We start from the raw sequence: 14,810 nt of genomic DNA, 5'->3' as shown, positions 1-14,810 counted from the left end.
GAAATCATCATGCAGCCATACCGCCTCTTTCAAGTCTTGCTGTCCCTGACGCTGCTGGCGGCGCCGGGCGCGCGCGCCGGGCGGCCGGCCGACCATGCCCTGCCGCTGCAAGCCGCATATGCCTTGCTGGCCAAGGGCGACTATGCCAACGCCTACCCGGCCTTCCTGCGCCACGCGGAGAACAATCCCCTCGCCCAGTTCACCCTGGCCCAGTTCCACCAGAATGGCTGGGGCCGGCCAGCCGACCCCGACGCCGCCTGCGCGTGGTTCGGCAAGGCCGCTCAGGGCAAGATACCGACGGCCCTGCATTTCGCCGGCGACTGCCTGATGCGCACTCCGGACGCGCCAGGCAATGCCGCCGCCGCGCTGTCCAGCTACCTGGCCGCCGCCGCGAACGGCCACCTCATTTCACTGTGCTCGGCCAGCGAATTTTATGTCCGCGGCCGCTACGTCGCCCGGGACGTGCCGCACGGCCTGGCGCTGTGCGCCCAGGCGGCGCAGGCCGGTTCGCCGCCGGCCATGCTGAAACTGGCCAATTACCTGCGCAACGACCGCGACGTGCCGCACGACGCGGCCATGGCGCGCCACTGGTACCGCATGGCGGCGGAACGCCAGGTCGACGAGGCGCGCTACCAGCTGGCCATCATGCAAGCGCAGGGAGAAGGCGGCGAAGCCGAGGGCGAGGCGGCGCTGCTTGCCCTGGAAGAACTGGCGAGCAAGGGCTACGTCCCCGCCTACCTGCCCACGGCGACGCTGTACGCCCACCTGCCGCCCGACGCCGATACGGGCGCGCCCGGCGCCGCCAACCTGGCCAAGATTTATCTGTGGGCCAGCGCCGCCCGCAGCCGCCTGAGCGAGCCCGCCCTGCAAGACCAGGCGCGGCAGCTGCAAGACCAGGTGCTGGCCATCATGCCGCCCGAATGGCGGCCGGCGCTCGACCGCAAGATCGACGCCCACCTCGCCCAATTCGCCGCCCCAGGCACGCCGTTCAAGCGCGCCAGTCACGTATCACCAGGAGCCTGACATGAACCATCCCCTCTTCCCTGCCGCGGCAACGACTTCCGTGCGCCGTCCGCTGCGCCGCGCCTCGCAACTGCTGCCGCTGGAGCAGCGCTTCATGTTCGACGGCGCCGTGGCCGACGCCGCCCACGCGGCGCAGGCGCACGAAAGCGCGCCGCCGCTGCCGCCAGCCGTCACGGTGCGCGCGGCCGAGCCGGCCAAGGACCAGGGCAAGAAGGAAGTGGTGCTGGTCGACACCTCGGTGGACAACTACAAGAGCCTGGAGGCGGGCGTGCGCGCCGGCGTCGGCATCGTCGAATTCGACGGCAGCCGTGACGGCCTGGCGCAGATCGCGCAATGGGCGGCCAGCCAGAGCGGAATCGACGCGATCCACATCCTGTCGCATGGATCCGAAGGCACCATCAATCTCGGCACCGCGCGCCTGACCGATGCCTCCCTGTCGTCGGCTGCCGTCCAATCGGAACTGGCGCAGCTGGGCCAGGCCCTGAGCGCCGACGGCGACTTGCTGCTGTATGGCTGCGATGTCGCCGCCGGCGGCCATAACCCGCTGATCGCCGACCTGGCGCGCATCACGGGCGCCGATGTCGCGGCGTCGCGCGACGCCACCGGCGCGGCAGCCATCGGCGGCAACTGGACGCTCGAAGCGCATGCCGGCAAGATCGACGCCAAAGCGCTGGACATCGCCGACTACCAGGGCCTGCTCACACAGGTCAGCTTCTCCGGCAGCGACGCCGACTACAGCTCGACCACCGTGGTCAAACAGGTTAACGGCCAAAACGTCACGTTTTACGGCGGCGCCAGCGCCGGCGGCCTGGGCATTGACGGCACCTATGGCACCGACGGGCTGTATGCCTACCAGGGGCCCACCAATGAAGTCAGGCTGACGGTCACCATCGCTTCCGGCTACACCTTCGACATCAGCTCGTTCGATGTCGGCGTCCTGACCGGCTCGCTGACGATCAACTTAACGTATGGCAACAACACCACAGACACGCTCACCGTGAACTCGCTGGCCAACGGCTGGCAGACCCTGCTCAATTCCGGCCTGAGCAAACCGATCAACGACGTCAAGCAGGTGGTGTTCAGTTCCGGCGATTTCGGTCTGTTCCAGAATTTCGACATCACCGACGTCAAGGCTATTTCGCACCCGCCCACGGTCACGGTCAGCAGCGCCAGCCTGTCGGACGACACCGGCACCAGCGGCAGCGACTTCATCACCAAGACCGCCGCGCAAATCATCAGCGGCACGCTGTCGACCACGCTGAGCACGGGCGAAAAGGTCCAGGTGTCATATGACAACGGCAGCAGCTGGAGCGACGCCACCACCTACACGGTCGGCTCCAGCAGCTGGAGCACCGTCACCACGCTGGCCGGCAGCAGCACCTTCCAGGCCCGCGTCACCAACGCCGACGGCTCCAGCACCGCCTACACGCACAGCTACACGCTCGACACCACGGCGCCGACCACGTCCTTCACCGGCATCTCCTTGTCGGACGACACCGGCGTCAACAGCACCGACTTCATCACCAAGACGCCAGGCCAGAACATCACCGCCACGCTCAGCGGCGCGCCGGCCGGCACCGACGTGGTCTGGGGGTCGCTGGACGGCGGCAGCAGCTGGACCAACATCACGAGCAAGGTGTCCGGCACCACGCTGACCTGGAACGGGGCCACCCTGGGCGCAGGCAGCAACGCCATCATGTTCAAGGTGACCGACGCGGCGGGCAACGACAGTTCGCTGAGCTTCCAGAACTACACGCTCGACACCACCGCGCCCACCACCAGCGTGGCCACGGTCAGCTTTTCGGCCGATACCGGCACGTCGCCGACCGACTTCATCACCAAAACGGCGGCGCAGACCATCAGCGGCACCCTGTCGGCCAACCTGGCCAGCGGCGAGAGCGTGCTCGTCTCGCTCGACAACGGCACCACCTGGGCCGCCGCCAGCGCCACCGTGGGCCAGAACACCTGGTCGCTGGCCCGCACGCTCAGCGCCAGCAGCACGCTGAAGGTCAAGGTCAGCGACACGGCCGGCAACGACGGCGCCGTGCTGTCGCAAGCCTATACCTTCGACACCGGTTCGCCGACCATCACCTTCAGCGGCCTGGCGCTGTCGGCCGACACGGGCGCCAGCGCCAGCGACTTCATCACCAAGACGGCGGCGCAGACCATCGGCGCCACCCTGAGCACCACCTTGGCCGCCGGCGACATCGTCTACGGCTCGCTGGACAACGGCGGCAGCTGGACCGACATCACCAGCAAGGTCAGCGGCACGAGCCTGAGCTGGAACGGTGTCACCTTGGCCGGCAGCGACACGCTGCAGCTGAAGGTCGTCGACGCCGCCGGCAACACCGGCAGCGTCAAGACCCAGGCCTACATGTTCGATACCAGCACGCCGGCCACGCCCGGCACACCGATGCTGGCCACGGCCAGCGACACCGGCGTGCAGAACAACGACAGCATCACCAGCGACACCACGCCGACGCTGAGCGGCACGGCCGAGAACGGCAGCACCGTCACCGTGTTCGACGGCGCCACGCTGCTGGGCACCGTCACCGCCGGCGCCGGCGGCTGGACGCTGACCACCGGCGCGCTGGCCGAAGGCTCCCACACCATCACGGTCGTGTCCACCGACACCGCCGGCAACGCCTCTGCCGCCTCGGCCGCGCTGACGATCGAGGTCGACACCACCGCCCCGGCCGTCGCCACGGTGGCGGTGCCGGCCAACGGCACCTACTACAGCGGCGGCGCGCTGGACTTCACGGTCAACTTCGACGAGGCCGTCCTTGTCGACACCACCGGCGGCACGCCGCGCATCGCCCTCGTGGTCGGCGCCACTACCCGCTACGCCGACTACGTGTCCGGCTCCGGCACCAGCGCGCTGCTGTTCCGCTACACCGTGCCCAGCGGCGACATCGACGCCAACGGCATCACGGTCGGCGCACTGTCGACCCACGGCGGCACGCTGCGCGATACGGCCGGCAACGACGCCGTGGTCACGCTCAACAGCGTCGGCAGCACGGCCGGCGTCAATGTCGACGGCAGCAACCCCAGCGTCACCGGCGTCGGCGCCAGCACCGCCGACGGCGCCTACGGCGCCGGCCAGACCATCACCATCACGGTCGACTTCTCCACCGCGGTCAACGTCGACACCACGGGCGGCACGCCGACCCTGGCGCTCGACGGCGGCGGCCAGGCCACCTATGCCGGCGGCTCGGGCACCAGCACGCTGACGTTCAGCTACACGGTCGGCGCCGGCCAGAACAGCGCCGATCTCGACTACAGCTCGAGCGCCGCGCTGGCGCTCAACGGCGCCACCATCGTCGATGCCGGCGGCGCCAACCAGCCGGCCGACGTCACGCTGGCCACGCCGGGCACGGCCGGCTCGCTGGGCGCCAACAAGGACCTCGTCATCGACTCCGCCGCGCCGACCAACACCGTGGCCAACGCCACCTTCTCGGCCGACACCGGCACTTCCGGCACCGACTTCATCACCAGGACCGCAGCCCAGACCATCAGCGGCACGCTGGCAGCCAACCTGGCGGCCGGCGAGAACGTCTACGTCTCGCTCGACAACGGCGGCAGCTGGAACCTGGCCACGGCCAGCACCGGCGCCAACACCTGGTCGCTGGCCGGCCAGACGCTGTCGGGCAGCGGTACCCTGAAGGTGCGCGTCACCGACGCCGCCGGCAACAACGGCACCGCCTACGCGCAAGCCTATGTGCTCGACACCACGGCGCCGACCACCAGCTTCAGCGGCATCGCGCTGTCGGCCGACACCGGCGCCAGCAGCACCGACCTGATCACCAACACTGCGGCGCAAACCATCAGCGCCACCCTCAGCGGCGCGCCGGCCGCCGGCGACATCGTCTACGGCTCGCTCGACAACGGCGCCACCTGGACCGACATCACCAGCAAGGTGTCCGGCACGACGCTGACCTGGACCGGCGTCACCCTGGCCGCCAGCGACACCTTGAAGCTGCGCGTCACCGACGCGGCCGGCAACAATGGCGCTGCCACCAGCACGGCCTACGTGCTCGACACGAGCGCCCCCGCCACCAGCGTGGCTGGCATCGCCTTGTCCGCCGACAGCGGCGCCTCGTCCACCGATTTCATCACCAACGTGGCGGCGCAAACCGTCAGCGGCACCCTGTCGGCCAACCTGGCCAGCGGCGAGCGCGTGCTCGTCTCGCTCGACAACGGCGCCACCTGGGCCACCGCCGCCGCCACCGTCGGCCAGAACACCTGGTCGCTGGCCGGCCAGACCCTGACCTCCAGCAACACCCTGCTGGTCAAGGTGGCCGATACGGCCGGCAACGACAGCGTCGCGGCGAGCCAGGCGTATATCTATGACACGGCAGCCGGCGTGCCCACCGTGGCCACCTTGGCGACGATGAGCACCGCGCCCGTGCTGAGCGGCTCGGCGACGCTGTCGGCGGGCGAAACCATGACCGTCTCCGTCGGCGGCGCCACCTATGCCGTCGTTCCCGCGGCGGGCGCCTGGAGCCTGGACCTGGCCACCGCCGTACCGCTCAGCGGCACACTCACGCTGGCCCTGAACCAGCGCTACGAGGTGGTGGCAAGCGTCACCGACCTGGCCGGCAACGTCGCCAGCGACAGCAGCAATGGCGAACTCACCATCGGCACGCTCCTGACCCCGCCCACGACCGGCATCACCGGCACCACGCTGTCGGCCGACACGGGCGCCAGCGACAGCGACTTCATCACCAACGTGGCCGCGCAAACGATCAGCGGCACGCTGTCCGCGCCGCTGGCCGCCGGCCAGCGCGTCGAAGTCTCGCTCGACGGCGGCGCCAGCTGGCGCAGCGCGGCGGCTACCGGCGGCGCGACGGCGTGGTCGATCAATGTCACGCTGGGCGGCAGCGGCACCCTCATGGCGCGCGTCAGCAACGACGCCGGCAACGGTCCCGCCTTCGCGCAAGCGTATGTGCTCGACACCGTCGCCCCCGTCGCCACGGCCACCTCGGCCACGCTATCGGGCGAGAATGTGCTTGGCGGCAACCTCTCGGCGCCGCTGGCGGCTGGCGAATCGGTACTCGTCTCGCGCGATGGCGGCGCCAGCTGGCAGGCGGCTGGCGTGGCCGGCAACAGCTGGTCGCTGGCCGGCGTCGCCGCCGGCCAGGTGCAAGTGGTGGTGCGCGATACGGCCGGCAACAACGGCGCCATCCTGACGGCGCAAGTGAGCGTACCGGTGACGCCGCCCGTCGTGGTGCCGCCCGTGGTGGTGCCGCCCGTGGTGGCGCCGCCCGTGCGCGTGCTGCCGGAAGCCCCCGCGCCGGCGGACAAGGTTGCCGAAAAGGCCCCCGCCAGCGCTGCCGCCGGAGCCCTTCCCGGCGTGCTGGCGCCGGACACGCTGGCGCTGTTCAGCCCGAGCAGCGGCGCCAACGGCGGCCGTGCGGCCGACGTTGCCAGGAACCCGCTGGCCCCCGTCAGCATCGCCGCGCTGACCAATCCCGCCATGCTGCTGACGGCCTTCACGCCGACCGGCTTGCCGGAACTGCCGTCGCGCAGCGATGCGCTGCTATCGCAGGTGCCGATCGGTGACAAGGCGTTCAACAGCGGCGAACGGATCGCGGTGCAACTGGCGCCCGACACCTTCGTGCAGTCCGGCGGCGGCACGCCGTTCCAGCTCAGCGCGCAGCAGACCGACGGCAGGCCCCTGCCTGCCTGGCTCAGGTTCGACAGCCGCGCGGCGCGCTTCGAGGGAACGGCGCCGCCGGGCTTCGAAGGCACGCTGCACTTCACGGTCACGGCGCGCGACGCCCAGGGACGCGTCGCCGTGCAGACCTTCAAGATCGTCATCACCAGGGACGGCCAGGTCATCAAGACCTCGGCGCGCGACGCCGGCCCGGCCGACCCCGTGGGACGTCCCGGCCTGAGTGCGCAACTGGGCGCCGTGCGCGGCGCGGGCGCCGAGCGCCTGGCGGCGTTGTCGCGTAGCGCGGCGGCGGCGAAAGCGCATGCATGAACGACGCGGTGGCATTTGATCCCCTGCTGACCTTGCTCGAACTGGCCCAGCGCGCACGCGCCGCGGCCAGCGCCAATGAACTGGCCTTCCTGCTGGTGAACGACAGCCGCGCGCTGGCGCCGTACCGCCAGGCGGCGCTGTGGTTCGACGCCGGCGGCGTACACACCCTGTCCGGCGTGGTGGAAGTGGAAGCCAACGCTCCGTATGCCCAGTGGCTCGGGCAGCTGTGCCGGGCGCTGGCAGAGCGCCATGCGGACGCCGCGCCGCTGGCCGTCGAGGCGGCGCAACTGCCGCCCGCCATCGCCGCCGCCTGGGACGAATGGCTGCCGGTGGCCGTCACCTGGGTGCCGCTGCGCGCCACGGGCCGCGCCGGCGAGCAGGCGGGCCTGCTGCTGGCCGGCGACGCGCCGTTGCAGCCCGGGCAGCTGGCCCTGCTCACCGAATGGGCCGATATCTGGCAGCATGCGTGGCGCGCCAGGCAAGGTCCCGCGCGCTGGTCGCCGGCGGCGCTGCCGGCGCGGCTGCGCCTGTGGTGGCAGGGCGATGGACAAGGCCAGCGCTGGCGCCGCCGGCTGGGCGCCGCGCTGGCAGTGCTGGCGGTGCTGCTGTTTCCCGTGCGCCTGACGGTACTGGCGCCGGGCGAGCTGGTGGCGGCCAATCCGGCCACCATCCGCGCGCCCCTCGATGGCGTGATCGCCGAATTTTCCGTGCGCCCGAATCAGGTCGTGCGCGCCGGCCAGCCCCTGTTCTCGTTCGACCAGGCGCCCATCGGCAGCCGCCTCGACGTCGCGCGCGAAGGGCTGGCCACGGCGCAGGCCGAGTACCGGCAGACGGCGCAGATGATACTCAGCGACCCGCGCGCCAAGACCCAGCTGGCCGCGCTGCTGGGCAAGATCGCCGAGAAGCAGGCGCAGGCAGCGTTCCTGGAGGGCCAGGCGCAGCGCTCGCGCGTGCTGGCGCCGCATGCCGGCATCGCCCTGTTCGACGACCCGTCGGAATGGATAGGCCGGCCCGTGCAGACGGGCGAACGCATCATGCAGGTGGCGGCCGCCGACGACGTGGAGATCGAAGCGTGGGTGCCGATCGGCGACGCCATTCCGCTGGCCGAACGTGCCCCGCTCAAGCTGTACCTGGCCGCCGCGCCGCTGACGCCACTCGAAGCGTATGTGCGCTACATGAGCCACCGCGCCACCGCGCGCCCCGACGGCAGCTATGCCTACCGCGTGCGCGCCAGGCTGGACGGCGCCACCGGCCAGCGCATCGGCCTGAAGGGCACGGCCAAGCTGGACGGCGAACGGGTGCCGCTGCTCTACTGGATACTGCGACGGCCGCTGGCCAGCATCCGCCAGTTCATCGCCCTGTAGAACGGAACCGCATGCACGCCTTACCCTTGCTGCGCCAGGAGCTGTCCATCCATGCCGGCCCACGCCTGCCCGACGGCCAGCCCAGCTGGACCTTGCACGACCCCGTGCGCAACCTGTTCTTCCAGCTCGACTGGCCCAGCTTCGAGATGCTGCGCCGCTGGGAGGACAACGACGCCCAGGCCCTCATCGACGACATCAACCAGAGCACCACCCTGCAACTCGACGGCGGTGCCATCGAGCGCCTGCTCGACTTCCTGCGCGAGCAGCAGCTGCTGCAGCCGCGCCAGGGCGCCGCGGCGGCGATGGCGGCCACGCGCCAGCGCCAGCGCGGCAGCTGGCAGCAATGGCTGCTGCATAACTACCTGTTTTTCCGCATCCCGCTGGTGCGCCCTGACCGCTGGCTGGACTGGCTCGCGCCGCGCCTCGGGTGGCTGTTTTCGCCCGCCTTCCGCTGGCTGACGCTGGCCGCCGGCCTGCTGGGAGTGGCCGGCGCCTACCGCGACTGGGAACGCTTTTCCGCCACCCTGCTCGACACGCTGAGCTGGCATGGTGCCCTGCTGTACGGCGCCGCCATCACCTTCGCCAAAGTCTGCCATGAGATGGGCCACGCGCTGACGGCCAAGCGCTACGGCTGCCGCGTGCCGACCATGGGCCTGGCCTTCCTGGTGATGTGGCCCGTGGCGTACACGGACACCAACGAAGTGTGGAAGCTGGCGCGCCGCGAGCAGCGCCTGGCCGTGGCGGGCGCCGGCATCATGACGGAACTGATGATCGCCGCCTGGGCCACGCTGGCCTGGACCTGGCTGCCCGATGGCGGCCCCAAGCAGGTCGCCTTTCTGCTTTCGACCACCACCTGGATCACCACCGTGGCCATCAATGCCAGTCCCTTCATGCGCTTTGACGGCTACTTCCTGCTGTCCGATTACCTGGGCCTGCCCAACCTGCACAGCCGCGCATTCGCGCTGGCCCGCTGGGACTTGCGCGAACGCCTGTTCGCGCTGAACGAGCCGGCGCCGGAATCGTTTCCGCCGCGCCGGCGCGCCGGCCTGATCCTGTTCGCCTGGGCCGTATGGATCTACCGGCTGGTGCTGTTTCTGGGCATCGCCGCACTCGTGTACCACTTCTTCATCAAGGCCGTCGGCATCCTGCTGTTCCTCGTCGAGATCTGCTGGTTTGTCGCGCTGCCGCTGTGGCGCGAACTGCAGGTGTGGCGCTCGCGCCGCGACGCCCTGCGGCACAGCCGCCGCGCCTGGCGCAGCGCCGGCCTGGCCGCGCTGCTGCCGCTGCTGCTGATGCTGCCGTGGCCGGACCGGGTGCTGACCTCCGGCGTGCTGCAGCCGCAGGCGCGCCTGGCGCTGTACGCGCCCGCGCACGCGGCGCTTGAAGCGCTGCCGGTAGCCAATGGCCAGCGCGTCGCCGCCGGCCAGCCCCTGCTGCGACTGTCATCGCCCGAGCTGGCGCTGCGCGAAGGCGAGACGGGCGCGCGCCAGGACTTGCTGGCATGGCAATCGGCGGCGGCGGGCCTGGATGCCGCCAGCCGCAAGGACTGGCAAGTGCTGAACGACCAGCTGGCCTACGCCAGCGCCGAGCATGCGACGGTGGGCGCGGACTTGCAGCGCTACCGGCCGCTGGCGCCGTTCGCGGGCGTGCTGGTCGACGTCGATCCCGACCTGCGGCCCGGCGAATGGCTCAAAGGGCAGGAATATCTGGGTTCGCTGGTGGGCGCCGGGCGCTGGCAGGTGGTGGCCTACGTCGACCAGGATGCCGTGCGGCGCATCGCGCGCGGCGACCGTGCCCTGTTCCTCGCCGACGGCCTGGCCGGCCCCGCCCTGCGCCTGACCGTGGCCAGCATCGACCGCGATGCCAGCCGCACCCTGAACGAGCCGGAACTGGCGGCGCTGTTCGGCGGCGACGTGCTGGTACGCGAAAAGAACGGCGTGCTGTATCCCGAACAGGCCGTGTACCGGGTGCTGCTTGATGCGGACGCCGAACTGCCGGCCAGCAGCCCTGCCTGGCGCGGCAGGGTCGCCATCGCCGGGGAATGGGAAGCGCCGGCATGGCGTTTCCTGCGCGCGGCCGCGGGCGTGGCGCGCCGCGAAGCGGGTTTCTAGCCTGCCGCCGACGACCGCGCCCCGATCGTGGTATGGTTAGCGAATCAGGCGGCCCTTATGCGGCGCCGGAATTAGAAAAACAGCAAGATTATTAGGCTCATGTCAGAAAAAATCATCATGATGACGGAGCGGCGACGGGCCGCACCGGCCATCCCGGCCGCCCTGGAAGCGCCAACAGGCCTGCTGAACGATCAACTGGGCCGGCCCCTGCACGACTTGCGCATCTCGATCACCGACCGCTGCAATTTCCGTTGCGTGTACTGCATGCCCAAGGACGTGTTCGACAAGAACCACGTATATCTGCCGCACACGGATTTGCTGTCGTTCGAGGAAATCACGCGCATCGCGCGCCTGTTCGTCGCGCATGGCGTGGACAAGATCCGCCTGACGGGCGGCGAGCCGCTGCTGCGCAAGAATATCGAAAAGCTCATCGCCATGCTGGCCGCACTGCGCACGCCGTCGGGCCAGCCGCTGGACCTGACCCTGACGACCAACGGTTCCTTGCTGGCCAGAAAGGCGCAAGCCCTGAAGGATGCGGGCCTGAACCGCGTCACCGTGTCGCTCGATTCGCTCGACGACGCCACCTTCAAGCGCATGAACGACGTCGATTTCGCCGTGGCCGACGTGCTGCACGGCATCGATGCCGCGCATGCGGCGGGCCTGGGACCGATCAAGATCAACATGGTCGTCAAGGCCGGCATGAACGAGCAGGAAATCGTGCCCATGGCGCGCCACTTCAAGGGCACGCCCTACATCTTGCGCTTCATCGAATACATGGACGTGGGCGCCTCGAACGGCTGGAACTTGCAGGAAGTCATCCCGTCGGCCGAGGTGGTGCGCCGTATCGGCGAACACATGCCCTTGCTGCCCATCGACCCGAACTACACGGGCGAGACGGCGGCGCGCTGGCGCTACGCCGATGGCGGCGGCGAAATCGGCCTCATTTCCAGCGTCACGCAAGCGTTCTGCGCCGACTGCAGCCGCGCCCGCCTCTCGACCGAAGGCAAGCTGTACACGTGTCTGTTCGCCAGCAGCGGCCACGACTTGCGCAGCCTGCTGCGCGGCGGCCACAGCGACGCGGAAATTTCCTCGGCCGTGGCGCAGCTGTGGCGCGGCCGCGCCGACCGCTATTCGCAATTGCGCACCAGCCAGACGAATTTGACGGGCGGCGCGCTTGAGCACGGTAAAAAGAAAGTGGAAATGTCGTACATCGGCGGCTGAATCGGGCGCGGTGCACGCCCGCCGCTGCTACCATGGCGCATGCACCCATTTTCCTACCTGACATGATCAACAAACACGACATTACCGGCCTGATCCTGGCCGGCGGCCTGGGCACGCGCATGGGCCAGCGCGACAAGGGCATGCTGCCCCTGCATGGCCAGCCCCTGGCGCGCCACGTGCTGCAGCGCCTGGCGCCGCAAGTGGGCCAGCTGGCCATCAGCGTCCACGCCGATGCCGGCGATTACGCGCGCTTCGGCCTGCCCGTGTGGCCGGACGCGCTGCCTGGCCAGCTGGGTCCGCTGGCAGGTTTACACAGCGGCATGCAGCACGCCGGCACGCCCTACCTGCTCACCGTGCCGTGCGATTCGCCCCTGCTGCCGCCCGACCTGGCCGCGCGCCTGGCCGCCGGCCTGGTCGAAAACGATGCCGACCTGGCCATCGCCGTCACCGAGGAAACCGATCCGGCGACGGGGTCGGCCGTGCGCCGGCCGCATCCCGTCTTTTGCCTGGTGAAAACATCGGCCATGCCCCAGCTCGATGCCTACCTGCGCGGCGGCGAACGCCGCATGCGCACCTGGCACGGCCCCTTGAAGCTGGCGGAAGTGCTGTTCGAGGATGGCGCCGCGTTCGGCAACATCAATACGCCGGACGAGCTGGCCGCCTTGCAGGCGCGGGGCTTGAGCGTGCCGATGGCGCAAGCCATCCTGGCCGACACCGTCGCGCCCGTGGCCCGGATCGAGGAATTGCCGCTGCCGCAAGCGTTCGAGCGCATGCTGGCGGCCGACATCATCTCGCCCATCAGCGTGCCCGCGCACGACAATTCCGCCATGGATGGCTATGCGCTGCACGGTGCCGACCTGGGCGGCGACACGCCAGTGACTTTGGCCGTGGTCGACACCATCCTGGCGGGCCGTCCCGGCACGGTCAAAGTGGGGCGCGGCCAATGCGCGCGCATCATGACGGGCGCTGTCATGCCCGACGGCTGCGACAGCGTGGTGCCGCAGGAACTGGTGCTACAAGTCCATGAAACCAGCATCACGCTGGCGCCGGACTGCATCCGCCCCGGCGACAACCGCCGCTTCAAGGGCGAAGACTTGATGCAGGGCCAGCCGGCCTTGCTGCAAGGCAAGATACTCGGGCCGGCCGAACTGGGTTTACTCGCCTCGCTGGGCATCGCCGCCGTCCCCGTGCGCCGCCGCCTGCGCGTGGCCTTCTTTTCCACGGGCGACGAATTGCGCTCGATCGGCGAGCCGCTGGCCGCGGGCTGCATCTACGACAGCAACCGCTACACCCTGCTGGGCATGCTGACCCGCCTCGGCTGCGAGGTGCTCGACATGGGCATCGTCAAGGACAATCCGCAGGCGCTGGAAGCGGCCCTGCGCGGCGCCTGCGCCAAGGCCGACGTCATCGTCACTTCGGGCGGCGTGTCCAGCGGCGCGGCCGATTTTACGCGCGAGATCCTGGCCCGCCTCGGCGACGTGGCCTTCTGGCAAATCAACATGCGCCCGGGCCGCCCCATGGCCTTTGGCCGGATTGCCAGCGAGGGCGACACGGCCTTGCTGCTGGGCCTGCCCGGCAACCCCGTGGCCGTGATGGCGGCGTTTTATTTCCTCGCCCGCCCCACCCTGCTGCGCCTGATGGGCGCCGACGCGGACACGGCCAGCCTGCCCCTGCTGCAGGTGGCGGCGCAAGCGCCGATCCGCAAGAAACGGGGCCGCACGGAATACCAGCGCGGCATCGTCGAGCGCGGCGCGGACGGGCGCCAGCACGTGCGCGTGACGGGCGCGCAAGGCTCGGGCATCCTGCGCTCGATGACGCAAGCCAATTGCATGATCGTGCTGCATGAGGCGCAAGGCCACGTGGCGGCCGGTGACCTCGTCGATATTGTGCTGTTCCATGGCCTGATGTAAGCAACTGCCCCTCCCCCTCTCCTTGACGGCCCGCCCTGCGCGGGCCGTTTGCATTTCCCCTTCGCAATCAATTTCCTCCTGCGCGGCACACCTGCGCCTGCCGAGATAAAAATATTAATCATTTCTCGTTAAAATAAATCAATAAACACAACACTAATTGTAATAATTTTATTTATTAGTTGATATTGAAGTTTCTTCGGTGATAACATTCGAACTCAAGCAAAAGTTCAATTTTGATATTGTTTTCACGAGGAAACTAACAATGAAACACGGCCCATGGTTGGCGAGCACCTGCATGCTGGGTGCGGCAGTCCTATTCGGCATGTTGTCTCTGGCTCCCCTGCCCGCGTATGCGAAAGGCGTGGCCCGCGCCGACGTGCTGGACAACTGCAACTGGAACCGTCCCGGCGTCGACCCGTTCATGGGTGACGTGGTGGCGGCCGTGGACCGCTATACGGATATCGCGCCGCCAGTGCGCGAACAATTGAAGGCGCGCATGCGCGCGCGCCAGTACGATGAGATCGTAGTGATCAGCCGCGACGCCATCCGCGGCAAGGGCAATTACAACGCGCGCATCAGCGACATGCATTTCGGCCCCGGCCGCGTCTGCCGCAACGTCACGCGTGCGGGCTGGAACGAGCAGATGCAGGAACGGGGACTCGTGTATTGCGTGCAGGGCCAGTGCATCCTGGTGCCGACGATTTGCCGCAACGTCAGCCGCATCACGCAGGCGCCCGCGTCGGCGCCGCCAGCCGCCGGCGCAGCTCCCGGTGGTGCCGCTCCCGGCGGTGCAGCACCCGTTGCCGCCGCGCCCGCCGCCCCGGAAACGGCAGGCGTGCCCCTGATCGACAATCCCGACGCCTTGCGCGGCGGCTCGTTCACGGGCGGCGCCATGCCGCCCGAGGTGGCCAGCATTCCTTTCCTGCCCTTCGATTACGTGCGTACCGCCGGCGGCATCACGCCGCCTGCCGGCATGGGCGGCGGCGGTGGTGGTGGTGGCGGAAGCGTGCCGCCGGACAGGGGCAGCAGCATCATCGTGCCGCCCACCGTGATCATCCCTAGCTTGCCACCGACGGTGCCGACCGTCTTGCCGGCCGTGCCGGAACCGCAAACCTGGGCCATGCTGCTGGCGGGACTGGCGCTGATCGGCTACAGCGCGCTGCGCCGCCGCACTGCGCGGGCGGCCTGAGGCGGC

The 14,810-nt window shown here is 69.4% G+C and carries 7 protein-coding genes; all 7 read left to right on the top strand.

Going from position 1 to position 14,810, the window contains the following annotated elements:
* Positions 1 to 9 precede the first annotated feature (9 nt).
* The 7 genes from IGS60_RS04310 to IGS60_RS04260 all read left to right on the top strand — a co-directional run bounded on the left by IGS60_RS04310 (position 10) and on the right by IGS60_RS04260 (position 14,804).
* Positions 10 to 1,023, top strand: coding sequence for a tetratricopeptide repeat protein (locus tag IGS60_RS04310; protein WP_230502593.1), 1,014 nt, complete (start codon positions 10 to 12; stop codon positions 1,021 to 1,023).
* Position 1,024: 1 nt separating this feature from the next.
* Entirely contained in the window at positions 1,025 to 7,009 is a 5,985-nt protein-coding gene (locus IGS60_RS28315; protein ID WP_268993890.1) for an Ig-like domain-containing protein, read from the top strand.
* Positions 7,006 to 8,373 carry an efflux RND transporter periplasmic adaptor subunit gene (locus tag IGS60_RS04280; RefSeq protein ID WP_230502591.1) on the top strand — a complete coding sequence of 456 codons (1,368 nt, stop codon included), beginning with the start codon at positions 7,006 to 7,008 and terminating at the stop codon, positions 8,371 to 8,373. The genes IGS60_RS28315 and IGS60_RS04280 overlap by 4 nt, the downstream gene beginning before the upstream one ends.
* Before the next feature lie 11 nt (positions 8,374 to 8,384).
* Positions 8,385 to 10,484, top strand: a complete 2,100-nt coding sequence (locus tag IGS60_RS04275) for an HlyD family efflux transporter periplasmic adaptor subunit (protein ID WP_230502589.1) — start codon at positions 8,385 to 8,387, stop codon at positions 10,482 to 10,484.
* A 99-nt stretch (positions 10,485 to 10,583) separates the two neighbouring features.
* The gene (moaA, locus tag IGS60_RS04270) at positions 10,584 to 11,705 is read left to right on the top strand and encodes a GTP 3',8-cyclase MoaA (RefSeq protein ID WP_230502587.1); all 1,122 of its coding nucleotides are present in this window, start codon (positions 10,584 to 10,586) and stop codon (positions 11,703 to 11,705) included.
* Positions 11,706 to 11,767: 62 nt separating this feature from the next.
* Positions 11,768 to 13,615, top strand: coding sequence for a gephyrin-like molybdotransferase Glp (gene glp, locus IGS60_RS04265; protein WP_230502585.1), 1,848 nt, complete (start codon positions 11,768 to 11,770; stop codon positions 13,613 to 13,615).
* 262 nt (positions 13,616 to 13,877) lie between these two features.
* Positions 13,878 to 14,804, top strand: coding sequence for an MHFG family PEP-CTERM protein (locus tag IGS60_RS04260; protein ID WP_230502582.1), 927 nt, complete (start codon positions 13,878 to 13,880; stop codon positions 14,802 to 14,804).
* The last annotated feature ends 6 nt before the right edge of the window (positions 14,805 to 14,810 follow it).

It is taken from the genome of Janthinobacterium sp. FW305-128 (genome assembly GCF_020858135.1).
Taxonomy (GTDB): domain Bacteria; phylum Pseudomonadota; class Gammaproteobacteria; order Burkholderiales; family Burkholderiaceae_D; genus Janthinobacterium.
The sequence above is the reverse complement of the archived record's forward strand: the minus strand, read 5'-3'. Positions and strand labels throughout refer to the sequence as shown.